This is a genomic window from Gilliamella sp. wkB171 (genome assembly GCF_001693755.1).
Classification (GTDB): domain Bacteria; phylum Pseudomonadota; class Gammaproteobacteria; order Enterobacterales; family Orbaceae; genus Gilliamella; species Gilliamella apicola_F.
The window spans coordinates 141,045-166,017 of record NZ_LYST01000039.1; the positions used below are offsets into that span (position 1 = coordinate 141,045).

A 24,973-nucleotide genomic window follows, 5' to 3' on the forward strand; every position below is an offset into this window, starting at 1 on the left:
GTTTTACTCCTTATTTGTCGATAATGCCAATAATGCATCACCAATTTGAATATTATCTTGTTTAAAAATACATTGAATATCTTGATAATCATCTGTATTTGTAATGATAATTGGTGTCGTGACTTCAAATCCAGCTTGTTTAATAGCATCTATATCAAAGCTAACAAGTAGATCACCTTTTTTGACTTTGCTGCCAGCTTGTACGTGAGCTTCAAAGTATTGACCATCTAATTTAACAGTATCAATACCAATATGAATTAAAATTTCAGCACCAGAATCAGTTTGTAATCCAATTGCGTGTTTAGTTCTAAATAGTGATACGACTTCACCATCATCGGGTGCAACAGCTTGACCAATTGTTGGAATTATCGCTACGCCTTTGCCCATTAGTTCATTGGCAAAAGTAGGGTCATTAACTTTATTTAAAGTAATTAACTCACCTGTCATTGGGCTAAACAAGGTAACGTTGCTGGCATTAACTTTATCATGTTGTTTTTCAGTTTGTTGCTCGTTTTGTCCGATTAGGTCGCGTTTATCTTTCGTAATTCCAAAAAGATAAGTAGCAATCAAGGCAAGTGTAAATGAGATTAAACAACCCACAACGACCGCATAAAATCTTTCATCGATACCTTCAGCAGGAATTAATTGTAAAAATGAAAAGATACTAATAAAACTAAATGAGTAAATTACCGTATGGAAGTAACCCACAATACCGCCACCAACTGTAGCGGCTAGACATCCAATCACAAATGGTCTTTTTAATGGTAAATTAACACCGTAAATAGCCGGTTCCGTTACCCCAAAAATGCCCGATAAAACTGATGAGCTTGCCAACGCTTTAAATTGTGGATCTTTTGCTCTTAGCATTACCGCTAAAACAGCACCAACTTGTGCAAAAACCGCTGGGAATAAAATTGGTAGCATAAAATCTTCGCCACTGATAGATAAGTTATTCATGGCGAAAGGGACTAATCCCCAATGAATACCAAAAATAACCATCACTTGCCAAACTGCAGCTAAAATCATTGAGGCAATAATTGAGTTGAGTTGATATACATAAATAATACCAGCAGCTACAATATCGCTTAAAAATGAGACCACAGGACCAATAACTGCAAAGGTTAATGGCACAGTAATTAGTAACCCAAGCAGGGGAGAAATAAACTTTTTAAACGAGTCATGTAATATTTTATTAAAGCTCTTTTCTAATAAGCAATAGAACCAACTCGCTAAGATGATTGGAAAAACTGAAGATGCATAGGGAATAAGATTTATCGGAATAGAGAAGAATTCCGTTTTAAGCGCTAAAGCACCCCCCATCATATTGACTATATTGGGGTGGACTAAAGCCCCGCCAATTGCCATACCAACATAAGGGTTACCACCAAATTTTTTCACCGCAGAAAAACCTAAAATTAGTGGTAAGTAGTAAAAAGGCGCATCAGCAATGGCAAATAAAAAATTATAGGTTGGTGTCGCAGGCTGAACCAGATTCAATACTTGCAATAATGATATAAGGCCTTTTAAAATACCGCCCGCAACGATGATAGCTAATGCAGGGATAAATATACCAGAAACTAAATCAATTAATTTAGATAAAATGCCTGATTTTTTACCCGATGAGCTGTTTGGTTGAGAAATTTCATTTAATTTGGTTAACTCCATAATATCGTTGAACACATCAGCGACATTGTTACCAATAACGACCTGAAATTGCCCACCACTTTGCACTACAGTAATCACACCTTTTTGTTTTTTTAAAATATCGGCATCAGCTTTATTATCATCTTTCAATACAAAGCGTAATCGAGTTGCACAATGCACTAAACTGGTAATATTCTCTTTACCGCCAACATGTTGAATAATTATTTCGGCAAGCCCTCTGTTTTTCATACCTTATCCTTATTAAAAGCAAAAAAAAAACCTAACCGCCTTTGTTCAAGGCGGTTAGGTTTTGCTTGCATAATTCATTGCTATATTATGCAATAACAATCCAAAAATTATGGAGTTAGGCTAACATAAATTGCAACTAGTGAATATATATTTTTAAAAGTCATCACAAAAATGTGATCTGTTTCACATTATTGCTTTTTAAGTTCATTACGTAATCGTTCAATGTGAATGGTTAAATATAAACTTTCATCATCAGTAAGTGGATGTTGGTATTGTTGAATTAGATGTAAGTCTATTTGTTTAGTACAAAGGTAAGCATGTTCATATTTTTGCCGTATTATCTGATACAATGAAGCATCTTGTTGTACTTGTTTGCTTTGGCTTAAAATTCGGTGAGCAAAAAATTTTAAATGCGTTATAAATCGCTGATAAGATAAGCTGTCTTCATCATATTCGAAGTTAAAATGATATTTTACAATATTAAGAATTTCACGCATGATTTTTGTCATTGTCACAATATTCGGCATGGTATCATTTAGTTGTGCATTAATAATATGAAAAGTGATAAAGCCGGCTTCATCTTCTGGTAATTCGATATTTAGGCGATCTTTTATTACCGATAAAGCATATAAACCCATCTGGAATTCTTTAGGATAAAGTTTTTTAGTTTCCCATAAAAAGTTATTTGGGATGTCGAATCCTTGCTTGTGACGCTCTATAGCAAAATGAATATGATCTGTGAGTGAAATATAAATACTATCTTGTAGTTTACCTTCCATAAATTGTTTGGCATGATTAATAATAATTTCTGAAGTGGTGAGTACTTCAATTGGAATTTCAGAAAGTAATTCAGCAAATTTGGGCAAAGTTTCTTTATTGGTTAATGAAAACTGCTTTTCAATTAGGGTAGAATCAATTAAATCACCTTCACGTTTTTTAAAGCCAACGCCTCTGCCTGTTATAATTAATTCATTGCCTTTTTCATCAAGGGTAACGACTACATTATTATTAAGTATTTTATGAACTTTCATAGCTTAGGATTTAATTTTTCGGTTAAAGTATTATGAATAGCTAATCGAAAATAGAAAGTTAAAATATCAAAAAATGTGATATTTATCATAATTCCAATAAAATATTATTGCTTTTTGATGAAAAATAAAAACCCGATACTTTGCAAATATCGGGTTTACACTTTAAGCTAAGATTATAAGATTATTGTGCAAGTAACTTATTCATGGTCTGAATAAATTTACTTGGATCACTTAGCGAACCTTTTTCGGCAAGCAGTGACTGATCTAATAATAATTCGATCCAATCTTTAAAGGCAGCTTCATCTTGGGTATCAGCAACGCGTTTAACCAAGCTGTGATCAGGATTGATTTCGAATGTATATTTTATCTCTGGCGCTTTTTGTCCTGCTGCTGCAAAGAGTTTAGCCATTTGTGTTGTCATTTCATCAGCTGCGGTAGTAACAATTGCTGGCGTATCAGTTAAGCGATGTGTTAATTTGACTTCTTTAACTTTATCACCTAATACTTTTTTAACTCTTTCAATAAATGGTTCAAGTTCTTTTTCAACTTGTTTTTGCTCTTCACTGTCTTGATCGGCTAATTTTTCGATTGATTCGTCTGATTTGCTGATTGATTGGAATTGTTTACCATCAAATTCAGTTAAATTGCTCATCATCCATTCATCAATACGATCAGAAAGTAATAAAACTTCAATGCCTTTTTTACGGAATAACTCAAGATGAGGACTATTTTTCGCTGCGCCATAACTATCAGCAGTAATATAGTAAATTTTTTCCTGACCATCTTGCATACGGCTAATGTAGTCTTCTAATGAGACAGTTTGCGCATCACTATCAGTATGGGTTGAAGCAAAACGCAATAATTTAGCTATCGCTTCACGATTAGCGAAGTCTTCACCTGTACCTTCTTTTAATACTAAACCAAACTCACTCCAGAATTGTTGATACTGTTCTTTGTCGTCTTTTGCTAATTTTTCAAGCATCTGTAATACACGTTTGGTACACGCATTACGTAGACTTTGGGTAATTTTATTGTCTTGCAGAATTTCACGCGATACATTTAGTGGTAGATCATTTGAATCAATTAATCCTTTCACAAAACGTAAATAGTTAGGCATAAATTGTTCTGCATCATCCATAATAAATACGCGTTGAACATAGAGTTTTAAGCCGTGTTTGTTATCACGATTCCACATATCCCAAGGTGCTTTAGATGGGATATAAAGTAAACTAGTATACTCTTGTTTACCTTCAACGCGATTATGACTCCAGCTTAAAGGATCGGCAAAATCGTGAGAAATATGTTTATAAAACTCTTTATATTCTTCATCAGTAATTTCAGATTTGCTTCTTGTCCAAAGCGCTTGAGCTTTATTAACTTTTTCCCATTTAACTTCTTTACTTTCTTCGTCTGTGGTTTGTACTTCAACAGGAAGAGAAATGTGATCAGAATATTTACTGATAATCGAGCGTAAACGCCAGTCATCTAAAAACTCTTTTTCATCGTCTTTTAAATGTAAAGTGATTTCTGTTCCTCGGGTTTCTTTATGATCATCAGAAATAGTGTATTCACCTTCTCCCGCTGATTCCCACATGACAGCTTCATCTGCATTTGCAGTAGCAGCGCGCGTTCTAACCGTTACTTTATCAGCAACGATAAACGCGGAGTAAAAACCGACACCAAATTGACCAATTAACTGACTATCTTTAGCTTGATCACTACCAATTGATTCTAAAAATGCTTTGGTACCTGATTTAGCAATAGTGCCAAGGTTTTCAATGACTTCGTCACGAGTCATACCAATACCGTTATCCGAGATTGTTAGCGTACCAGCATCTTTATTGGTTGAAATACGTACGCCTAGTTCACCATCACCGGCGTATAGATTTGGGTTTTCTAATGCTTTAAAGCGAAGTTTATCAGCAGCATCAGATGCATTAGAGATTAGTTCACGTAAAAATATCTCTTTATTAGAATATAAAGAGTGGATCATTAAATGAAGAATTTGTTTAACTTCGGATTGAAATCCTCGTGTTTCGGTTCCTTGCTTACTCATTGACTAGTACCTCTTACTCTATTAAGTAAATTCAATTAACGATTGTGACCATAATGATTGTTAACTGATTGTTATACTTTAACAATTATTTTCAAAAAATATCAATACAATAAGGCATTAACGTTAATCGAATAACATTGTTTTAAACATATGATTTATTGTTGTATTGCTATATGGGAATAAAAAAATAGTTTTCAATAGAAGTTTGCAAATTTAGTCGGTAGTTTGCTGGTTTTTTGTAAAGTTGCCAAAAAAAAGCCCTGACATTACTTCAGGGCTGATTAACAACATTTCTAATGATTATTCTGGTGTAAATCCAAAAATAAGAATAGCGATAATTGCTACCGGAATAACAAATCGTGTTAATAACGTCCAAACCATAGTCCAGAATGGATTTAAGTTGAGCTCTTGACGGATGCGTTTTTGATTCATCATCCATGCACCAAAAATAACAGTACCAAGTCCTGTGACCGGCAACATAATTTTACTGGTTAAGTAGTCAAGAATATCAAAAATATTTTTGCCAAATAGTGTGACATCGGCCCATTTGTTGAACGATAAAATACAGGCAATACCTAATGCCCAAATAATGATACTACTAACAGCGGTTGCTGTTTTGCGGCCCATATGTGTTTTTTCTTCTAACAATTCAACTGTTGGTTCAAGTAAAGAGATAGAAGAGGTTAACGCGGCAAAAGTTAAAAAGATAAAGAATAAAATACCTAAAATTAAACCACCACCCATATTACCAAATGCAATTGGTAATGTAACAAATATTAAGCCTGGACCAGAACCTGGAGTCAGATTATTAGCAAAAACTAATGGGAAAATAGCTAAGCCAGATAAAACAGCAACAATAACATCTAATATTACTACTGTACGGGCGGTTGATAACAAGTTAACATCGTGTCCTAAGTAAGAGCCATATGCCATCATAATGCCCATACCTAATGATAGACTGAAAAATGCATGTCCTAATGCCGCTAAAATAGCTGTGCCGTTTAATGCTGACCAGTTAGGTGAGAATAAGAATTCACAAGCCACACCAAAAGACGGTCCACTTGCATAAGCCGCATAACCAACTAAAACTAATAGTAAAATGCCTAAACCTGGCATCATTATTTTACATCCACGTTCTAAGCCGGCGCCGACACCTAATGCCACAATAAATGCAGTTGCAAACATAAACACGGTATGCCAAGTAAGTAGGCTAGTCACATTACCAAGGAAGTTAGTAAAAATTTGACCGGTAATTTCGCCTGTTGCGTTTTCAAATGTCCCTTCTGCTGCTAGCACAATATAATCTGTAGCCCATCCACCGATTACACTGTAAAAAGATAAAATTAAAAATGAGCCAAGTACACCTATAATACCAACCCAACGCCATGATTTAGAACGTCCTTCAGAAGCGGCGACATCTTCCATTGTGTGAATCGGATTTTTTTGTCCACGACGACCAATCAACCATTCTAAAACTAAAATTGGTAGTCCAATCATGAACATGAACAGTAAATAGGTGAGTACAAATGCTGAACCACCCATTTCACCTGCCATATATGGAAACTTCCAAATATTACCTAGACCCACTGCAGAACCAGCCGCTGCAAGCATAAATCCCATGCGAGAGCTCCACTGTGAGTGATTTTTCTTCATAGTACCTGTACTCATGAATATTTTTTCCTTTACTCTTAATTAAACGTTTAATTTTAGTGTAAACAAATGCTCAAAAAGCTTTTTTATTAAATAAATTAAGCGTTAGATCATGCCATGAAACCAAGCTATAAACAAGAAAACATTACTTTATTTACTATATCTGTCTAAAATTTTAGCTTGACGTTATTAGTAAATTAGCATCTATTACTGAATAATTTCCATATTAATTATTCTATTAGATTGACTTTTCTCATTAAATTAATGTCAGTAAATATAACCCACAAGTAGAATATAAAAAACTTATTTTGATAATAAAAATAAAAGATAGAGTGAGTGTATAGCTAGCTGTAATCTCTATTAGGTTTTTATTATAGTCGTCATAATTAATGAAATGAGAATAGTTTGGGCTATTTGTTGATAATTACTGATAGTTAGAATATAGTAATTTTCAGTTTTGATAATTTTATAAAACATAATCATGTCACAAAATATCGATATTAATGAAATCAATAAATTTTCACAGATGGCTGCCCAATGGTGGGATCCCAATGGTAAATGTAAGCCACTACATATTATTAATCCATTACGCGTAGACTATGTTAAGCAAAAATGTGGCTCATTAGAGCAAAAAAATGTATTAGATGTAGGCTGTGGTGGGGGTATTTTATCTGAAAGTTTAGCTAAACTCGGTGCTAATGTTACGGCAATCGATCTTGCTGATGAATCATTACAAGTAGCTAAATCTCATGCACAACAAAATGGTCTTTCTATTACATATTTGAAACAGACCGTTGAACAGCATGCTGACCAAAAAAGTGATTACTATGATATGATTACGTGTATGGAATTATTAGAACATGTTCCCGATCCCTTTTCTATCATTAACGCTTGTGCAAAATTACTTAAACCTGGCGGAAAACTATTTTTATCAACTATTAATCGCAATTATAAAGCTAAAATGATGTTGATTTATGGTGCTGAGTATATTGCAAGACTAGTCCCAAAGGGCACTCATGACGCCAATAAATTTATTCGTCCGTCAGAGTTAATGCTATGGGTAGAACAATCAGGTTTAGAGGTTAAAGATATTATTGGAATGGAATATCATCTACTTAAAAATCAATTTACATTAGGATCGAATGTCGATGTAAATTATATTATGATGGCGCAAAAAGAGGTTAGTAACAATTGTTAACAAATTAAATTTTTTATATGGTTGTGAACAAACACTCAATAAAATATTAAATTTAACTAGTTTTTCATAAAAAAGAAAGGTAGAATACGTCGGCAATATTTTATCAACAATTCAACTCAATGGTGAATATTGTCATGTCTCGTATCGTAAAAGAAGCCCTCACATTTGATGATGTGTTATTAGTTCCCGCTCACTCATCTGTATTACCTAACACTGCTAATATCAGTACTCAATTAACGAAAACAATAAAACTTAATATTCCAATGCTTTCAGCTGCAATGGATACTGTTACCGAATCCGATCTGGCTATAGCCCTTGCTCAAGAAGGTGGAATTGGTTTTATTCATAAAAATATGCCAATAGACGTTCAAGCAAATCATGTCAAGCGTGTTAAAAAGCATGAAAGTGGTATTGTACAAGATCCAGTTTCAGTGTTACCAACAGCAACAATACAGCATGTTATTGATCTTGCTAAAGAGTATGGCTTTGCCGGTTTTCCTGTTGTTACAAAATCGCAAGAATTAGTGGGGATTATTACTGCTCGGGATGTGAGATTTGCCACCGATTTGTCGTTACCTGTTACTGCGGTGATGACTCCTAAAGAACGTTTAGTAACCGTCAATGAAGGTGAAAAACGTGAAAGTGTTCTGCAAAAAATGCATGAGCACCGTGTTGAAAAAGTATTAGTTGTTGATGATAAATTCCACTTAAAAGGCATGATCACCGTTAAAGATTACAACAAAGCAGAGCAAAAACCGAATGCTTGTAAAGATGAAAAAGGACGCTTGCGTGTCGGGGCTGCGGTAGGTGCTGGTGCTGGAAACGAGGAGCGCATCGCTGCCTTAGTTGAAGCAGGTGTAGATGTGCTGTTAATTGACTCTTCACATGGTCACTCCGAAGGCGTTCTTGAACGTATTCGTCAAGCTCGCAAAGCGTATCCTGATTTACAAATAATAGGTGGTAATGTTGCAACTGCCGAAGGTGCAAAAGCCTTGATCGAGGCGGGTGTGAGTGCTGTTAAAGTTGGGATTGGTCCTGGTTCAATTTGTACAACGCGTATTGTCACTGGTGTGGGCGTGCCACAAATTACTGCGATTATGGACGCTGTAGAAATGGCTCAAAAATACAATATTCCAGTTATTGCCGATGGTGGCATACGTTTTTCCGGTGATATTGCTAAAGCGATTGCAGCAGGTGCTTCATGTGTTATGGTTGGATCGATGTTTGCTGGAACCGAAGAAGCACCCGGCGAAATTGAATTATTTCAAGGTCGAGCTTATAAATCTTATCGTGGAATGGGGTCATTAGGTGCAATGGCGAAAGGTTCTTCAGATCGATATTTCCAAACTGATAATGCTGCTGATAAATTAGTACCTGAAGGGATTGAAGGACGAATCGCTTATAAAGGTTTATTGAAAGAAATCGTCCATCAACAAATGGGCGGATTACGCTCTTGTATGGGGTTAACTGGTTGTGCCACTATTGATGAATTACGCACAAAAGCTAAATTTTATCGTATTACTGGTGCGGGCATGAAAGAAAGTCACGTACATGATGTACTTATTACTAAAGAACCACCTAACTATCGTGCAGGTGTTTAAAATCTAATAATACAGGGATCATTGAGCAAATGATCCCAATCTAACATGATTAACTCTCTATAAAACAATGTATTATTTTTAAATAAATTGTTTCAGTCATTGCATATTTGTATTTCCTACTCTTGACGAATCTAGACAAAATTTAAATATCAATCTATCTGTTATATTCTTTAAAAACTCAAAACGTTTGCCTAATTTACTATCAATCATTTAATAAATCTCACAGTTTGCAAGTAAGATGTCAAAAAATTGTAAACTTAAAATAATTAACAATCATTGACAATTTTTAACTCAAATAACCGTTACAGGTGATATTAATTATTTTATGATACCCAAATCATTTATGTTTTTATAGTATTGAAATATATTAAGAAAATTAAGTTTCAAATTAAACAAAAATAACCTTATAGATTTCTGCCAAAAACAACTATATCGTTACAAGGAGCGGTAAAAATATGATTAAAAAGGGATATCGTTTTATATTATTTAGTCTTAGATTTTGTTTGATCCCCAGATCTAAAGGTTTAACAAGAAACCTATTATTTACTTACTCTAAAGCGACGTTATTAAAACATTTTTCTATTTCTCTTAAACTTGTTAACAAACCTATACGTTTAATGCGTAATACGCTTGATCTTCATCTCTTTTTTAAAAAGACAACCATAATACTTGTTGGCTTATTGCTATTACCTGTTACTTGTGCCAACGCATTGATCGCAGCGACAGCGAAAGCAATAGAAGGGAATGCGCCGCAAGTCGCCAATATAGATTTGGCCGCTAGTAAACATGGATTTACCGTAGGTGGTGTATTTTATAGTGAAGCAAGCAGCAATTTGAAAGGGAATGGAGTTAATCTTTTTGACGGTAATTTAAAACCATCAAGTTTTTCAGTTAAAAACTTTTACTATGATTCGTTAGATAATAAATTAAATTATGCGGATAAAGATGGCGATGGGATAGATACTTATAAACCTTTTCTACTCAGTTTCACGAGTTCTAAATGGTATGATGCAAATGGTAAAGCTTTAACAAATATTAGTCAAAGATTGGCTTGTGATAATGCTTATACGCTGCCATTAACCTTAGAAATTACCGCACAATTAAAAACTTATTCTAAATATGGCATTCCTAAAGAAAGTGATTATGTGCCAGTGACTAAACGTTATCAAATTTCTCATAAACCGACAGTTTGTTACGCACAACCTAATCTAGCAAACGATTCAAGTAATAATACCGAATATCAAGATTTAGATGGTCCCGATTGGGGCAAAGGAAAAGGATTTATTCCACAAGATATTAATACAGCTGCTAAAAATTTTCCAAGTACCGGTTCAGATAATTTAAGATTTTATTTGTTATTAAGTGGAATAACACCGCAAGAAGTCGTCAATATCAATGGTAGCACAATTAAATCAAGTTCAGGTGATGTTACGTTATTGCTATCAGCGGAAAATACGCCGGGTTGGGGTAATAGTACTAGTGTAAGTGGGGTAAAAATAGTACTAAAAGGACCAACAACTTCAACTGCCCCTAAAAGTTTTTCTCCTGTTACTTTTCAGTTATATTCTGACAAAGCTAAGCAGAATAAACTCTACAGTTTTACTATACAACGTTGGTATATCACCCCATCAGCCGATCTTGTTTCAAATCAAAATGGCGCAATATCTTATTGTCGAGGCATTGGTTATCGACTGCCGAGTGTGGCTGATTATACTAATGCTAATACTTCGATGTGGTCTGGCGGAATACCGGGTCGTAATATAAATGGTTACCGTCGTCAATTAAGTTATAGAGGAACGAACGGCAAATGGATAGGCGGATTATTTAACGAATGGGGAACCATGTTTAATCAACCTATTCATTATCCTGGCACAAACTGGGCAACAAGGCATCCTATTGATTGGTATTGGACTATCGATACTTATCAAGGTAACCCATTAAGAATTGATGCTGGTGATGGTGATATGTGGTATGACGATCCAAGCTATAGCTCACATCAAATTGCTTGTGTTAGTCCATAACTGTGATGATATTATAGCCTCAATTTTGTTATTAGTTGTTTTATATACTGAATTGAGGTGGGGTATTACAAAAATAAAAAAACACATTTTGGCTTTATAGACAATTTACCACTTTTCAGATAATTTTGTTGTGTGCTTTATACTCTAAAAAACTTGATAATCGAGCCCCTGATGAGGACAAGATTGCCAACAAACTTAGAATCTATCATTTTAAAATGAGTGAAGTAAAAAATTTGCCCAGACACAAATAGTGATCTGGGCAAAACTTTTATTGCGGTACAAATTATTATGAACACGACAAACAACTCAATAACCTTTGCTGATTTTAAGCTAAATCAGCAAAGTATGTGACAGTTATTTGATAGCTTTGGCAACAATTTCTTGCGCTTCTTTTTGTAATGTTGCTAAATGATCGTTACTGATAAAACTTTCAGCATAAATTTTGTAAGCGTCTTCTGTACCTGAAGGTCTAGCTGCAAACCAACCGTTTTCAGTTATCACTTTTAATCCACCAATCGGTGCATTATTTGCCGGCGCCGTGGTTAAACATTGGGTAATTTTTTCACCTGCAAGCTGATCTGTCGTTAACTGGCTGGCATCAAGTTTAGCTAATTTTTGTTTCTCAGTAAAAGAGGCCGGTGCTTGGAGCCGTCCATAATATGAAACACCAAATTTTGCTTCAAGTTCTTGGTATTGTTCTTGTGGATTTTTTCCTGTTTTTGCCGTCATTTCAGCTGCTAGCAAACATAAAATAATACCATCTTTATCTGTTGCCCAAACTTTTCCATTTGTTCTTAAAAAAGAGGCGCCAGCACTCTCTTCACCGGCAAAACCTAATGTTCCATTGTAAAGACCATCAGCATACCATTTAAAGCCAACTGGATATTCTAAATATTTTTTATTAAGGCTATTAGCAACGCGGTCGATCATTGAACTCGTTACTAATGTTTTACCAATAGCTATGTCTTTATGCCATTGTGGACGATTTTGGAATAAATAATTCACACAAACCGAAAGGTAAGCATTTGGATTCATCAATCCTTTTGGCGTTACAATACCATGACGGTCAAAATCGGTATCGTTACCAAACGCTAAGTCAAACTTATCTTTTAATTGCAATAATCCCGCCATTGCCCAGCGGCTAGAACAATCCATTCTAATTACTTCATCATGATCGAGGTGCATAAAGCTGAAAGTTGGATCGATTTTATTGTTGACAATATTAAGTTTGATACCATATTTGTCAGCAATTCTTGGCCAATAGGTGATACCAGCTCCCCCTAATGGATCAACGCCAATATTAAGATCAGAAGATTTTATTAATGCTAAATCTAAAATGTTTTCAAGATCATTTACATAATCAGTTTCGTACTCTTTAGTATGTATGTAAGAGGAGTTAATCGCTTTTTCTAAAGAAACACGTTTTACACCATTGAGTTTATTTTTTAGTAATTCGTTAGCGCGATTTTCGATTTGCTTAGTGATATGCGTATCGGCAGGACCACCATTAGTCGGATTATATTTAATACCACCATCTTCAGGCGGATTATGCGAAGGCGTAATTACAATACCATCAGCCAATTGTGATTGTTTGCCAAGATTATAGGTTAAAATAGCATGCGAAATAACTGGAGTTGGAGTAAATCCCCAATCGCGGGCGATAACAACGGTTTGTTCATTAGCGACAAACACTTCTAGTACTGATTTTAATGCTAACTCTGACAAAGCATGAGTGTCTTGACCAATAAAACATGGACCGGTGATATTATTTGCCTGACGATATTCTGCTATAGCTTGAGCAACGGCTAAAATATGATCCTCATTAAAGGTACCTTTGTTAGAACTACCGCGGTGACCTGAGGTACCAAAAATCACTAATTGACTTGCGTTCTCTATATCAGGGCTAATGCTATAGTAATTATTTCTTAACGCTTCAACGTCAATGAGATCAGACGGTTCAGCTAATAATCCTGCCCGGCTATGGTTTGCCATTTTATACTCCTCTTTCATAAATTATCTATTTATATCTATGCTACAAGCTATAGTTGTTTATTCTTTAATAAAAGCATGTGATTTTATTTGTTCTGCGATGAAAAAATTTCAATCACTCGATTAATCATATTTTCTGATATACCCATATCACTCATAATTGATTCAATAATATAGACTTTTCTGGCAGTATTGGTATTGCTGATCACCCAATACGGCGTGCCAATTACTTCACGCGGCTTTGTATTTTTACCGGATGTTTCTAATGACTCTTTATCTTTTGCCAAATATTGCCGTTTACTGCCATGCAATGATGTAGCCGCAATTGAAAATAAAGCTGGGTTATAATTGTAAAGCGCACCAAGCAACAGAATGAACCGATTTATAATTGATTTTTCATTAACAAAAGTATCACTCGTTAGTAAGTCATTAAATAAGGTATATTGATTGTTTGCTTGACTGGTAGTATTAATTGTTGTTTTTACAGGTTGATTGATCTTTAACAAACGACGCAAAATACTTGATGCATCTTCACCAATATGTTTAGTTTGTGCTGCAATAAATTGATATAATTCTTCGTCTATTTCGATAGTTTTCATTATGTTAATTATGCCTATTAAGTTATTTTACGGGACACCCTTGCGCTGCAATCGCAATATTGTCGAGTTGATGCAAATTATTGCCTGCATTATCTGATAAACAATCTTTATTTTTACTCTCAACAATTGCTTCATTATCTTTTTTTTGTTGTTGATTGGTATCATGGCAGGCACATATCATAACTGATAATATTAATTGAAAAAATAACCGTTTCATATACTTATTGTATGGTAGATAAACTATTAACCTGAGTATAACTCAACTTGCTAAGAAATAATATTATCTAGTGATAAAATAGTGAAAATGATATTGTCGTTTTTATAAAAGAATATTATGCTAAAAAATAGTATGAGCATGCTCATACTCAAATTATATGAGGAATAAATTATGAAAAAAATCGTCACTTTAGCTATTTTAGCAGCAATTTTAACGGGTTGTGGTAATAGTGATATATATTCTGGCGATGTTTATACAACAGATCAAGCAAAACAGGTTCAACAAGTTAGTTATGGTACAGTTGTGTCTGTTCGCCCAGTGAAAATCCAAACTAATGCCTCTGATGGTAGAAGTGAAAATATTTTAGGTTCATTAGGTGGTGCAGTACTTGGTGGCGTTTTAGGTAACACTGTAGGTAATGGTACAGGGCAAGCTGTAGCGATTGCAACGGGAGCAATCGGTGGTGCAGTGTTAGGTAGTGCAATTGAAAATCAAGCTAGCCAAACTAGTGCAGTTGAGCTAGAAATTCAGCGAGAAAACGGCGGTAACATCGTTATTGTGCAAAAAGGATCTGCTAATGATTTTTTTGCAGGGCAAAAAGTACGTTTAGTCAGTAATGGTAAACAAATTAGCGCATCGCCTCGTTATAATAGCGAAATTAAGAAGTAATTTTCCCTTTTTTCTAAATAAAATAGACTTTGCTTGTTAGCGTTCTAAGCGAAGTCTATTTTCGCAAAATTATTCATTTAACTATCTGCAGTAAGTCGTTCACCAATAAAATCTTTACGCTTTCTCTTCAATCCACATCATATATTATCAATATGCAAATTCAGGCATAAAAAATTTGATTGGCTCGTTATGAATATATAAAATTATTGAAATCATCATTACTATAAAAGGAACAATAAAGCGATGCGTATATTACATACAATGATTAGGGTCGGAGATTTACAACGATCAATTGATTTTTATACTCGTGTAATGGGAATGCGTGTGTTAAGAACCAGTGAAAATACTGAGTACAAATATTCATTAGCATTTGTTGGTTATGGCGATGAATCAACAAGTTCGGTAATCGAGTTGACTTATAACTGGGGTACAGACAGCTATGAGCATGGTAGCGCTTTCGGGCACATTGCTATTGGTGTGGATGATGTAGCAAAAATGTGCGAAGACGTTAAACAAGCAGGTGGTAAAGTGACTCGCGAAGCAGGACCGGTAAAAGGTGGCACCACCATTATTGCTTTTGTTGAAGATCCTGATGGTTACAAAATAGAATTAATCCAAAATAGCCATGCAGATAAAGCATTAGGTAATTAATCAATTATTTAAGTTGATATCGCCGAATAAAATCGGCGATAGATTAGCTGATTGATGATGATTAATTCATTTTAATATTCATAGTTAACGGTCAACAATGATAAAAAAATATAAATCAATTTGCGCTATTGATTGCATCATAACAGATGCATAATTATTTGCTGAGTAGCTCTTTTAGTAATTGTTGATTGCTAATACTTTGTTTTTGTTGTTCTAAGCTAGCTGCAGTAATAATGGAATTTAATGCATTTAATGAACAATCGAAATCGTCATTGATAATCACATAGTCATACTCGTTATAGTGTGAAATTTCAGCCTGCGCTTTTTGCATCCGTTTTTGAATCACATTGGCGTCATCTTGTCCTCTTTTTACTAAGCGGTTTTCAAGCTCTTTTAAAGAAGGCGGTAAAATAAAGATACTTTTTGCTGACGGCATTTTTTTTCTGACTTGCTGCGCGCCTTGCCAATCAATATCTAAAAATACATTGATACCTTGCGATAAACTTTCTTCAATTTCGGCTTTTGACGTGCCATAGTAATGATCGAAAACATGGGCATATTCAACAAAAGCTTGATTATCAATTAACGATTCAAAGTGCTTATGATCGATAAAGTAATAGTGTTGGCCATGTTGTTCGCCCGGTCTAGGGTCGCGAGTGGTATGCGAAATTGAGACTTTAGCCGGATGTTGATTATTCTGTGCTAAATAAGCCCGAATTAAACTTGATTTACCCGCACCACTTGGTGCTGAAATAATAAACAAGGTTCCTGTATACATAAAATTTTATCACTTAGTAAGAAAAGGTTGATTAGATAACTAAATTAGATAACTAAAACGAAATAGAGATATTATAACAAAATAATTTGCTGGATTGTGGTATAGCGAACATAAAATTACTTATGTTTATACTTGATGTAATGATATGTTATTAAAATTATTGCAATGTAATGAGTTAACAGTATGCTGACGATACATCAAAACGACTATAAAAAATAATTAAATTTTATTATGTGGATCAGAAAGATAAATTTGATCAACTGCTAATTTTAGCAGCAATTTTTTATGGTATGGATATCACAATATAGTTTTGATGAAAGTATAAATAAAATACTACTCAAAAAATAATAATTGCAAAAATTTTATGTGCCATATGCATGTCTTGGTTATCTTTATTTAGCAATAAAATTTTTAAGTATCATTTAATCTATGGTAAATAATATAGCCCATATACCCCTATAACACTATTTCTATTCGTTTAACCACGTTATATCAAGCAGCGAAAGGCTAAAGATAAAATCACTGGTCAATGTTGAAAAACATAATATTAATTAGAAAGGATAACAATTAATATGACAAATACTAAAATAAAGAGATTAAGTTAATCAACAAAATCAATTTAAAAATAACTAATTAAAATGATTTGATTTGTTACTAATCAAATTTTAGTTAAAACTGTGATGACTCTATGTCATAATACTGTCATTTAAACCAAAGCTAAGTGGAGTGAATTATGCCATTAAAATATTATGGTGCTAATGCAACGCTTTCAACAATAAATACGACCTCATTTAGCCTTTCACCTATAATAAAAACTGAATATAAAGCGAATAAGACTATGACTGAAGATAAAAAAATGCCAATAAATGCCCAATCTAGTCCTGAAGTTGAAAAAAAATCCAATTTATCAGCTACTAAAAATAATTCAAATAAAGTGCCCACATCAAAGTTAGCCATCTTGGCGATTGCTTTAACCATTGGTTTAGGCGGCTTTGTTTTTTATCATGGACATTTGCAAGTCGAAAATCAAAAAAAGACAATTGCAAGTCTACAAGTTGAACTTGCCAATTTGAAACAAAGTACCAAAGATAGTATTGTTCATGATTTGCAAAATAGCATCACCGATGCGGTAAACAAGCAAAACCAACAATTTTCATCTTTGGAACAGCGAGTTGATCGCCAACTTAATGACCAACAAAAAAATCAACAAGAGTTAACCAATCAAATCAATGATGCTTCAAAATTAAATGAACAAAATTTCCATAATTTAAACGAGCGCCTTTCGGCTATGTCAACAACAGATAACAGTGTGTGGTTGATATCTCAAGCAAATTATCTGGTACATTTAGCGGGTAGAAAAATTTGGAATGATCAAGATTATTCAACCGCTCGATTATTGCTTAAAAGTGCAGATGAAAGTTTAGCGCAAGCTGATGATCCTAGCTTGATACCGGCAAGACAAGCGATTAATCAAGATATTACTTCACTGTCAAAAGTCAGTTTTATTGACTATGATGGTATTGTGATGAATTTAATTGGACTTTCTGAATCCCTAACAGAGTTACCGTTGGTTGGAAATTACAAAGAAATAGATTTAGGGATGACACAATATAATGATGACATATCATCAGCGCAATCAGTTAATGCTCCATCGACTTCAAAAGAAATAACCGAAGAGCCAACAGAGAAAAATAATCATCACGAAATAACGTCGTCTGTTTTCGATTGGTCAAAAAATTTATTAACTAATGCTGAGTCATTTTTAGATAAATTCATTACCATTGAAAAAATTGATGAAAATGAGAAAAATTTTGCAACTTGTTTATCTAAAGCTCAAAAAGATGAAAAACAGATTGTGAGATGTCAAATATTGAAAACACCACTAAATTTAGAACAATCACTCTATTTACGTGAAAATATTCGTTTTCGTTTATTGATTGCAGCTCAGGCTGTACCAAGACATCAAGATCTTGTTTACCAACGAGCTTTGAGTGATGCTGCATTATGGGTTAATGCTTATTTTGATGGTAATGCGCCTGATGTTAAGGCTTTCTTAGATGATCTTGAGAATTTACAAAGTCAATCAATCAGTAATCAATCTGTTCCAGATAAATTAGCAAGCGCGACGGAATTAGAAAAATTAATGCAATCGCGTGTGCGTTCAATGTTGGCTAAATAGGAGAATAATAATGCTAAAAATATTGATTATTTTCTTAGTGTTGGTGGCGGGTTTTTTGTTAGGTCCGTTATTACAAGGTCATCAAGGTTCAGCCGTTTTTGAAGTTGCAAATTATAAAGTCAGTATGTCATTTAATTCATTTGTCATACTTGAGTTATTAGCTTTATTTTGCTTATATATTGTTTATTGGTTTTTAAAGAAAATTTTTAATTCCAAAACAATTTTAGGGGAATGGTTACGTTCAAAATCACCTAAAAAAGTTGTTAAACGGCTTGAGATGGCACAAATTTCACTTCTTGAAGGCGATTATCAACAAGCTAGTAAGTTTTTTATGAAATCAGCTAAAGTGTCGAACAATTCGGCATTATCTTATTTGCTTGCTGCACAAGCGCAAATAGATAATGATGAATTGGTTTCAGCCAATCAATCTTTGGAACAAGCTGCACAAAACTGTCAACCTAATGAGATATTTGCTTTCAAACTGGTACAGATACGTTTACAAATTAAAAACCGTGAATATGCTTTAGCGCGAAAAACAATAGAGCAGCTATTGAATGAAAAACCACGTCATCCAGAAGTATTAAGACTTGCCGATCAACTCTTTTATGATATGGGTGATTATCAAGCTGTGATAGATTTAATGCCTGCTATGTACAAAGTTAAGGCTTATAGTGAATCTCAATTAGATCAATTTAAACAAGCCGCTTATATTGGTCGTATTAAGCAATTGTCAGCTGATAGCGATCCATTAGCATTAATAAAATGGTGGAAATCACAGCCTAAAGCAATTCTAAATAATATGGCTTACCAAAAAGCAATGGCGAATTACCTTAATCAAGTAGGACAAACAGCCGAAGCTAATAAGATTATAAATGCTATCAATAAGCTTGAAAATAAAGAGAGAACATAATAAGCAGGGCGGTTGTCCTGCCTTTTTGTGAAATAACAACTACAACTATTAGTTCATAAAGTAACGAATTACTGACATCGCACATATGCCTGTTACCACAATTAACATTAGGTTTTTTGTTAATAATGCCACAATAATTGTTGGAATCGCCGCTAAGCAATATTCAAGATTAAACTCAGGAAACGAGCCAGATCTTACAATAAACAGATTTTGTACAAATAAAGCAGTTAATATACATATCGGAACATAGGATAAAAATCGAATTACCATATCAGGTAATTGTAATTTTCGTACTAATATGAATGGAATAATTCTGGGTAACCAAGTCACTAATCCTGATCCTAATATAATCAGTAAACTATAAATACTCATGCTTTACGCTCCATGGCAACGCCGATAAAACATCCCGCAAACGTACTGACCAGTATTGCCAATTCAGCGGATAAAAATCGTAATAAAAAAATTAATACAATAGTTACAGTCAACATTGCTAATAACCGATTTTTCATGCTTTTATTTTTATCACTTATAAGTTGTAAATATAAAAGACCAATAAACATAGCAACTAAGGCATAATCTAAGCCAAACTGTGCAGGATCGGGTAACCATTTACCAATTAATGCTCCAATCAAACAAGATAAAATCCAAGCAAAGTAAGCGGTTAAATTCAGGCCATGCATCCATGCACAATTGATTGTTTTTTTATTCGCAATTGCATTCATTGCTACCGCAAAACTTTCATCGGTTAATAAGCTACCTATCGCAATATTATTCAATAAAGAATACTTTTTAAACGTTGGTGCAGTTGCCATGCCCATTAAAAAATGGCGAGAATTAACTAAAAAAACAGTAAAAATAATTGCTGAAATTGGTGTTGCAACAATCATTAAACCGGTAATAATAAATTGCGCCGCACCAGCATAAACCATTATCGCCAATAGCGTGACTTCTAAAATTGATAAATTTGCTGCTTTACCTACAGCTCCAGCTGCAATGCCAATACCAATATAGCCAAGTAATGTTGGAATGCATGCTCGAACACCGTCATTAAATGTTAATGCCATCGTACTCTCGTTATCGTTAAATTTTTATAATTCAAAAAATATAGCTAATCAATTAGTAAGTATTTTCGCTTTTATAATATCAAAAGCAATTATTTATTGAGTAACAATATTTGTTAAACTCATTCTATTTTTAAATTTTTAGTTACTTAACCGATGTATTTTTATTTTATTATCGATTAATTCTTTTCGGTATTAATCGGCCATTTGCCTTCTGCATTTAGTTGTTTGATATCACATGGCAGAACTACCTGCGGCATCTTCAATTACGTGGTTTTTATGGTATCCATTTTGGATTTATTTTTATGGTAATTCGCCATTGATGTGATACTTGTGCCGGCATACACAAATTTTGGCAAAATAGTTTTACGTTCCGAATTGCGTCCTTACGCTATGGTGACATGTGTGATGAATATTTACTTACAAGGTAAAAATGTATCGCGATATTCGTGACTTTACCAAAATCACTGCTGGCTGATGGGGGGGGGGTGGTGGCAATGGCATTTTGGTCGAATCACTTTCATCATGAGCTAAATTCATGCTAAATTAATTTAACGCGTTTATTCTCTAACCTAGATATGGTAAGACTACCCAATAAATCTTCATTGTCATACTGGACGTCCATTTAGCTCTTAATGCCGCAGTGCTACAGTTTGATCCGCACCATCCCTTTGCCACATCATAGTCATCAATTCCTGATGTATCAGGAATGCAACCACCACCAATACTGCCACCACTAAGATTTTCATAATTATATTCAATCGCTTCTACTGGTGCAGCATAGGCTTTATTTTTACCGGAAGTAATACCGACAAATGGTTCAAACTGATTTGAACAACCAGTTATTGCTAGTGGTACAAGCAGTAAGGTAAGCCAGCGCCAGTAGGTTTTTAATTTAGCACTTTGAACGGTTTCTGTTTGATTTGTGATCTTCATGACTCTTTCCTTATATCGCTTATTTTTTATCGCTCACATCAGCATTTATATCATTTTATTTTTTGTTGTAATGATTATTTTTTAAGTTACTTTATTGTTTTGTTGTCACCGACTATTTTTTATCACTACTAACGGGTAATTTACCGTCTTGTTCTAATTGTTTGATATAACGTGGTAAAATGATTTGTGGGATTTTTTCTCGTTCGGCTTTAATGGCATCCATTTTGGCTTTGTTTTTTCGATAATCTGCCATTGATTTAATGCTTGGACGCGGCGTGCATAGTTTTTGGCTTTCAGCAAATAGTTTCCAGTGTACTGGATTACGTCCTTCTTCTATGGTGCCATAAGTAATAAATATCTGATTACATGGTAGAAAGTGCACGGTAATATTAGCGACCTGACCAAAATCATCACCAGCTGACGGTGGTGGCGGTGGCAAAGGTATTTCGGTAGAATAGTATTCATCATATTGATGAATTAAATTGGCTTCGTTTCTATCAACATTTAAACCTGCTGTATTTAAAATTCTAGGTTTCCAGCCTGGATAGGGTAATAATTCCCATGAAATCTGCATGGTCATGCCAGGTGTCCAATGCGCACGCAGAGCAGCTGCGCCACAGGTTGAACCACCGCCATAGCGTTTTTTACCAACGTCATAATCATCAATTCCTGATGTATTGGGAATACAACCACCACCAATACTGCCACCACTAAGATTTTCGTAATTATATTCAATCGCTTCCACTGGTGCAGCATAGGCTTTATTTTTTCCGGAAGTAATACCAACAAATGGTTCAAACTGATTGGAACAACCAGTTATTGCTAGCGGTACAAGCAGTAAGGTAAGCCAGCACCAGTTAATTTTTAATTTAGCACTTTGAACGGTTACTGTTTGATTTGTGATCTTCATGACTCTTTCCTTATTATCACCTATTTTTTATTGTTCACATCAGGGCTTATATTGTCTTATTTTTGCTTTAGTGATTATTCTTTTAGGTGCTTTATTGTTTTGTTGTCACCGACTATTTTTTATCACTACTGACAGGTAATTTACCTTCTAGTTCTAATTGTTTGATATAGCGTGGTAAAATCACTTGTGGGATTTTTGCTCGTTCGGCTTTAATGGCATCCATTTTGGCTTTGTTTTTTCGATAATCTGCCATTGATTTAATGCTTGGACGTGGTGTGCATAGTTTTTGGCTTTCAGCAAATAGTTTCCAGTATACTGGATTACGTCCTTCTTCTATGGTGCCATAAGTAATAAATATCTGATTACATGGTAGAAAGTGCACGGTGATATTAGCGACCTGACCAAAATCATCGCCGGCTGACGGTGGTGGTGGAGGTAATGGTAATGGGATCTCTGTACTATAAGATTCATCATATTGGTCAATAATATCTGATTCTTTACGGTCAATTACTACCCCTGGTAGATTTAATATTTTGGCTTGCCAGCCTGGGTAGGGGAATAATGTCCAAGAAATGCGCATTGTCATACCTGGCGTCCAATGCGCACGCAGAGCAGCTGCGCCACAAGTTGAACCGCCACCGTAGCGTTTTTTACCAACATCATAGTCATCGATTCCTGGCGTATCAGGAATGCAACCACCACCAATACTGCCACCATTCATATTTTCATAATTATATTCAATCGCTTCCACTGGTGCGGCATAGGTTTTGTTTTTACCGGAAGTGAGCCAACAAATGGTTCAAATTGATTTGAGCAACTGGTAAGTAGTAGTGGAGAGATTAAAATGAGTAAGCTGAGTTTCATTTTCCATCCTAATTTTTAATAAAATATGCAACTTATTAAACTTTTATCGTTTTATATAGTTATGAGTAGTGTAACTCGACAACATTTAAAAGATTTTGATTATTTGCGCCATTTACTAATAAAACTTTTTGCCATTGGTACTGTTTTGCCGCGTTAAATATTCGTTGGCTAGTTACCAATAGTTGAGTCAGCTGTTTATGTTGAGAACTGCTGTATCGTTCGAGTTGATTTAAGTGTTCTAAGCTAGTGATAATGATTATTTGTTTAGCTATATTACTCGATAAAATATTAGTTGGGTAATTTATTGGCTCGCGATAATAGCATTCAATTGATTTTACATTGGCTTTTTGATTAGTCAGAGTTTGTGCCAATAATTGTCGACCTGTGTTACCACATAAAATTAAAATAGTATGGTTTTGGACTGATTGTTGTTGAATTTTGGCTAATAGTCCTTCGCTGTTTTCTTGAGCGGGATAATTGACTGTCGCCGTTGTTAATTGGTTAAATAATTGTGCTGACTTTTTGCCAATTGCAAAATAACGAATGTCAGTCGGTAAGGTTAACTTGGGAAGATAGTTGTTAATAATATAAGCGACTTGTGGTGAAACGACAAGCACCATATCATTAGGATGAAGTTTATTGAGTTGTTCTTGTAAATTTTGAAGATCGTGTCCGGGTAAAATTTTAAAAAATGGAAGATGTTGTGCAGGCAAGTTTGCTTGGTTTAATAATTGTGTTAGTTGTTCACCCTCAGGTGTGGGTCTAGTGACAAAAATCATCCGTCCTTTAATTCCTGTAATATAGATTTGGCACCTTGTTCTAGTAAATGTTCAGCCAGTGTTTGCCCTATTTTTTCTGGTTCACTAATGCTACCTTCTACTATTGCTTTGATAATTTTAGAACCATCAATACTTCCAACTAGACCTTGTAATAATAATATATCATTGTTTAATTGGCTATAGCAGGCGATAGGGACTTGGCATCCTCCTTGTAAAGCTTTATTCATCGCTCTTTCAGCTTCGATGCAAATCCGGCTATTTTTATCATCAAGTACAGATAGAATTTCTAACAATGGTTTATCATTTGCTCGAGTTTCAATACCAATGGCTCCTTGACCAACGGCAGGTAAAATTAAATTGGTATCAATATATTGTTTAATTCTATCTTGTAATCCTAAGCGCTTTAGACCAACAGATGCTAAGATAATTGCGTCATACTCTTGGTTATCAAGTTTTGCTAAACGAGTGCCAACGTTACCACGAAGATCTTTAATGTGTAAATGGGGGTATTTAGCGCGTAACTGACATTGGCGGCGTAAGCTTGATGTACCGACAATTGCGCCTTTAGGTAGTTCATCTAAATTGGAATAGCGATTAGAAATAAAGGCATCACGCACATCGTCTCGTTGACAAATTGTCGCAAGGGTTAAGCCTTCAGGAAATTGTGCAGGAATATCTTTTATTGAATGAACCGCAATATCGGCTTGGTTAGTTAATATAGCTTGTTCAAGCTGTTTAACAAAAAGACCTTTACCACCAATTTTGGCAAGTGGACTATCAAGAATGATATCGCCTTGAGTCATCATTGGTATAAGCTCGACAGTTAAATTTTTATGTGCCAAAAGTAGATTTTGTTTAACAAAATTAGCTTGCCATAAGGCTAAAGGACTTCTTCGAGTTGCAATGCGAATCTTCAATTGATTTTCCTATTGTATAACTAAGTATAGTGATTTTTTAGTTTAAATTAGTTGATAGCTTAGT

Annotated in this window: 22 protein-coding genes; 7 read left to right on the top strand and 15 right to left on the bottom strand. The window is 34.5% G+C overall.

Annotated elements, in window-relative coordinates:
- Positions 1–3: 3 nt before the first annotated feature.
- The 4 genes from A9G03_RS05625 to A9G03_RS05640 form a co-directional block, all read right to left on the bottom strand.
- Entirely contained in the window at positions 4–1,893 is a 1,890-nt protein-coding gene (locus tag A9G03_RS05625; protein WP_065798648.1) for a beta-glucoside-specific PTS transporter subunit IIABC, read from the bottom strand.
- A 188-nt stretch (positions 1,894–2,081) separates the two neighbouring features.
- Positions 2,082–2,924, bottom strand: a complete 843-nt coding sequence (licT, locus tag A9G03_RS05630) for a BglG family transcription antiterminator LicT (protein ID WP_065633429.1) — start codon at positions 2,922–2,924, stop codon at positions 2,082–2,084.
- A gap of 181 nt (positions 2,925–3,105) precedes the next feature.
- Positions 3,106–4,980: a molecular chaperone HtpG gene (gene htpG, locus A9G03_RS05635; protein ID WP_065633428.1), complete on the bottom strand. Its 1,875-nt coding sequence runs from the start codon at positions 4,978–4,980 to the stop codon at positions 3,106–3,108.
- A gap of 300 nt (positions 4,981–5,280) precedes the next feature.
- Positions 5,281–6,648, bottom strand: a complete 1,368-nt coding sequence (locus A9G03_RS05640; protein ID WP_218837095.1) for a sodium-dependent transporter — start codon at positions 6,646–6,648, stop codon at positions 5,281–5,283.
- Positions 6,649–7,111: 463 nt separating this feature from the next.
- Between A9G03_RS05640 and ubiG the strand changes: the two genes are divergently transcribed.
- The 3 genes from ubiG (at position 7,112) to A9G03_RS05655 (ending at position 11,450) form a co-directional block, all read left to right on the top strand.
- The gene (gene ubiG / locus A9G03_RS05645; protein ID WP_065798649.1) at positions 7,112–7,828 is read left to right on the top strand and encodes a bifunctional 2-polyprenyl-6-hydroxyphenol methylase/3-demethylubiquinol 3-O-methyltransferase UbiG; all 717 of its coding nucleotides are present in this window, start codon (positions 7,112–7,114) and stop codon (positions 7,826–7,828) included.
- Positions 7,829–7,962: 134 nt separating this feature from the next.
- Positions 7,963–9,429, top strand: a complete 1,467-nt coding sequence (gene guaB, locus A9G03_RS05650) for an IMP dehydrogenase (RefSeq protein ID WP_065633426.1) — start codon at positions 7,963–7,965, stop codon at positions 9,427–9,429.
- Between the two features lie 455 nt (positions 9,430–9,884).
- Positions 9,885–11,450 (top strand): hypothetical protein, encoded by a 1,566-nt coding sequence (locus A9G03_RS05655; RefSeq protein WP_065798650.1) that lies wholly within the window; start codon positions 9,885–9,887, stop codon positions 11,448–11,450.
- A 354-nt stretch (positions 11,451–11,804) separates the two neighbouring features.
- Here A9G03_RS05655 and pgm read toward each other — a convergent pair whose 3' ends face one another.
- The 3 genes from pgm to A9G03_RS05670 all read right to left on the bottom strand — a co-directional run bounded on the left by pgm (position 11,805) and on the right by A9G03_RS05670 (position 14,255).
- Complete coding sequence (gene pgm / locus A9G03_RS05660) at positions 11,805–13,442, bottom strand: phosphoglucomutase (alpha-D-glucose-1,6-bisphosphate-dependent) (RefSeq protein ID WP_065798651.1); 1,638 nt, start codon at positions 13,440–13,442, stop codon at positions 11,805–11,807.
- Between the two features lie 83 nt (positions 13,443–13,525).
- Entirely contained in the window at positions 13,526–14,038 is a 513-nt protein-coding gene (locus tag A9G03_RS05665) for a hypothetical protein (protein ID WP_065798652.1), read from the bottom strand.
- Between the two features lie 22 nt (positions 14,039–14,060).
- Positions 14,061–14,255, bottom strand: a complete 195-nt coding sequence (locus tag A9G03_RS05670) for a hypothetical protein (protein ID WP_065798653.1) — start codon at positions 14,253–14,255, stop codon at positions 14,061–14,063.
- Positions 14,256–14,423: 168 nt separating this feature from the next.
- Here A9G03_RS05670 and A9G03_RS05675 point away from each other — a divergent pair, with 168 nt between their 5' ends.
- Entirely contained in the window at positions 14,424–14,924 is a 501-nt protein-coding gene (locus tag A9G03_RS05675; protein WP_065633421.1) for a glycine zipper 2TM domain-containing protein, read from the top strand.
- 243 nt (positions 14,925–15,167) lie between these two features.
- Positions 15,168–15,575, top strand: a complete 408-nt coding sequence (gene gloA, locus A9G03_RS05680; RefSeq protein WP_065633420.1) for a lactoylglutathione lyase — start codon at positions 15,168–15,170, stop codon at positions 15,573–15,575.
- A 154-nt stretch (positions 15,576–15,729) separates the two neighbouring features.
- On the opposite strand, the gene gmk is transcribed toward gloA, so the two are convergent.
- Positions 15,730–16,353, bottom strand: coding sequence for a guanylate kinase (gene gmk, locus A9G03_RS05685; RefSeq protein ID WP_065633419.1), 624 nt, complete (start codon positions 16,351–16,353; stop codon positions 15,730–15,732).
- 733 nt (positions 16,354–17,086) lie between these two features.
- Between gmk and A9G03_RS05690 the strand changes: the two genes are divergently transcribed.
- Together A9G03_RS05690 and A9G03_RS05695 are read left to right on the top strand one after the other, a co-directional pair.
- Positions 17,087–18,532, top strand: coding sequence for a uroporphyrinogen-III C-methyltransferase (locus A9G03_RS05690; RefSeq protein WP_065798654.1), 1,446 nt, complete (start codon positions 17,087–17,089; stop codon positions 18,530–18,532).
- 10 nt (positions 18,533–18,542) lie between these two features.
- Entirely contained in the window at positions 18,543–19,442 is a 900-nt protein-coding gene (locus tag A9G03_RS05695; RefSeq protein WP_065633417.1) for a heme biosynthesis HemY N-terminal domain-containing protein, read from the top strand.
- Between the two features lie 48 nt (positions 19,443–19,490).
- Here A9G03_RS05695 and A9G03_RS05700 read toward each other — a convergent pair whose 3' ends face one another.
- From A9G03_RS05700 to hemC, 7 genes are all read right to left on the bottom strand, one after another.
- Positions 19,491–19,814, bottom strand: a complete 324-nt coding sequence (locus tag A9G03_RS05700; protein ID WP_065798655.1) for an AzlD domain-containing protein — start codon at positions 19,812–19,814, stop codon at positions 19,491–19,493.
- The gene (locus A9G03_RS05705) at positions 19,811–20,506 is read right to left on the bottom strand and encodes an AzlC family ABC transporter permease (RefSeq protein ID WP_065633415.1); all 696 of its coding nucleotides are present in this window, start codon (positions 20,504–20,506) and stop codon (positions 19,811–19,813) included. The genes A9G03_RS05700 and A9G03_RS05705 overlap by 4 nt, the downstream gene beginning before the upstream one ends.
- Positions 20,507–21,070: 564 nt before the next feature.
- Positions 21,071–21,439 (bottom strand): hypothetical protein, encoded by a 369-nt coding sequence (locus A9G03_RS05710; protein ID WP_065798656.1) that lies wholly within the window; start codon positions 21,437–21,439, stop codon positions 21,071–21,073.
- Positions 21,440–21,551: 112 nt separating this feature from the next.
- Positions 21,552–22,349, bottom strand: a complete 798-nt coding sequence (locus A9G03_RS05715) for a DUF3304 domain-containing protein (protein WP_065798657.1) — start codon at positions 22,347–22,349, stop codon at positions 21,552–21,554.
- Positions 22,350–22,461: 112 nt separating this feature from the next.
- Positions 22,462–23,100 carry a DUF3304 domain-containing protein gene (locus A9G03_RS05720; protein WP_065798658.1) on the bottom strand — a complete coding sequence of 213 codons (639 nt, stop codon included), beginning with the start codon at positions 23,098–23,100 and terminating at the stop codon, positions 22,462–22,464.
- Positions 23,101–23,272: 172 nt separating this feature from the next.
- On the bottom strand, positions 23,273–23,992 hold the full coding sequence (locus tag A9G03_RS05725; protein ID WP_065798659.1) for a uroporphyrinogen-III synthase: 720 nt from the start codon (positions 23,990–23,992) through the stop codon (positions 23,273–23,275).
- Positions 23,989–24,909, bottom strand: coding sequence for a hydroxymethylbilane synthase (gene hemC / locus A9G03_RS05730; RefSeq protein ID WP_065798660.1), 921 nt, complete (start codon positions 24,907–24,909; stop codon positions 23,989–23,991). The genes A9G03_RS05725 and hemC overlap by 4 nt, the downstream gene beginning before the upstream one ends.
- Positions 24,910–24,973 lie beyond the last annotated feature (64 nt).

Excerpts from the sequence above, each read along its gene's own strand:
- A9G03_RS05710 (WP_065798656.1), bottom strand. The coding sequence starts at position 21,439 with ATGAAGATCACAAATCAAACAGAAACCGTTCAAAGTGCTAAATTAAAA.
- A9G03_RS05665 (WP_065798652.1), bottom strand. The coding sequence starts at position 14,038 with ATGAAAACTATCGAAATAGACGAAGAATTATATCAATTTATTGCAGCA.
- A9G03_RS05640 (WP_218837095.1), bottom strand. The coding sequence starts at position 6,648 with ATGAGTACAGGTACTATGAAGAAAAATCACTCACAGTGGAGCTCTCGC.
- A9G03_RS05690 (WP_065798654.1), top strand. The coding sequence starts at position 17,087 with ATGCCATTAAAATATTATGGTGCTAATGCAACGCTTTCAACAATAAAT.
- guaB (WP_065633426.1), top strand. The coding sequence starts at position 7,963 with ATGTCTCGTATCGTAAAAGAAGCCCTCACATTTGATGATGTGTTATTA.
- licT (WP_065633429.1), bottom strand. The coding sequence starts at position 2,924 with ATGAAAGTTCATAAAATACTTAATAATAATGTAGTCGTTACCCTTGAT.
- ubiG (WP_065798649.1), top strand. The coding sequence starts at position 7,112 with ATGTCACAAAATATCGATATTAATGAAATCAATAAATTTTCACAGATG.
- htpG (WP_065633428.1), bottom strand. The coding sequence starts at position 4,980 with ATGAGTAAGCAAGGAACCGAAACACGAGGATTTCAATCCGAAGTTAAA.
- A9G03_RS05695 (WP_065633417.1), top strand. The coding sequence starts at position 18,543 with ATGCTAAAAATATTGATTATTTTCTTAGTGTTGGTGGCGGGTTTTTTG.
- gloA (WP_065633420.1), top strand. The coding sequence starts at position 15,168 with ATGCGTATATTACATACAATGATTAGGGTCGGAGATTTACAACGATCA.
- A9G03_RS05625 (WP_065798648.1), bottom strand. The coding sequence starts at position 1,893 with ATGAAAAACAGAGGGCTTGCCGAAATAATTATTCAACATGTTGGCGGT.
- A9G03_RS05700 (WP_065798655.1), bottom strand. The coding sequence starts at position 19,814 with ATGAGTATTTATAGTTTACTGATTATATTAGGATCAGGATTAGTGACT.
- A9G03_RS05670 (WP_065798653.1), bottom strand. The coding sequence starts at position 14,255 with ATGAAACGGTTATTTTTTCAATTAATATTATCAGTTATGATATGTGCC.
- A9G03_RS05715 (WP_065798657.1), bottom strand. The coding sequence starts at position 22,349 with ATGAAGATCACAAATCAAACAGTAACCGTTCAAAGTGCTAAATTAAAA.
- gmk (WP_065633419.1), bottom strand. The coding sequence starts at position 16,353 with ATGTATACAGGAACCTTGTTTATTATTTCAGCACCAAGTGGTGCGGGT.
- A9G03_RS05705 (WP_065633415.1), bottom strand. The coding sequence starts at position 20,506 with ATGGCATTAACATTTAATGACGGTGTTCGAGCATGCATTCCAACATTA.
- pgm (WP_065798651.1), bottom strand. The coding sequence starts at position 13,442 with ATGGCAAACCATAGCCGGGCAGGATTATTAGCTGAACCGTCTGATCTC.
- A9G03_RS05655 (WP_065798650.1), top strand. The coding sequence starts at position 9,885 with ATGATTAAAAAGGGATATCGTTTTATATTATTTAGTCTTAGATTTTGT.
- A9G03_RS05725 (WP_065798659.1), bottom strand. The coding sequence starts at position 23,992 with ATGATTTTTGTCACTAGACCCACACCTGAGGGTGAACAACTAACACAA.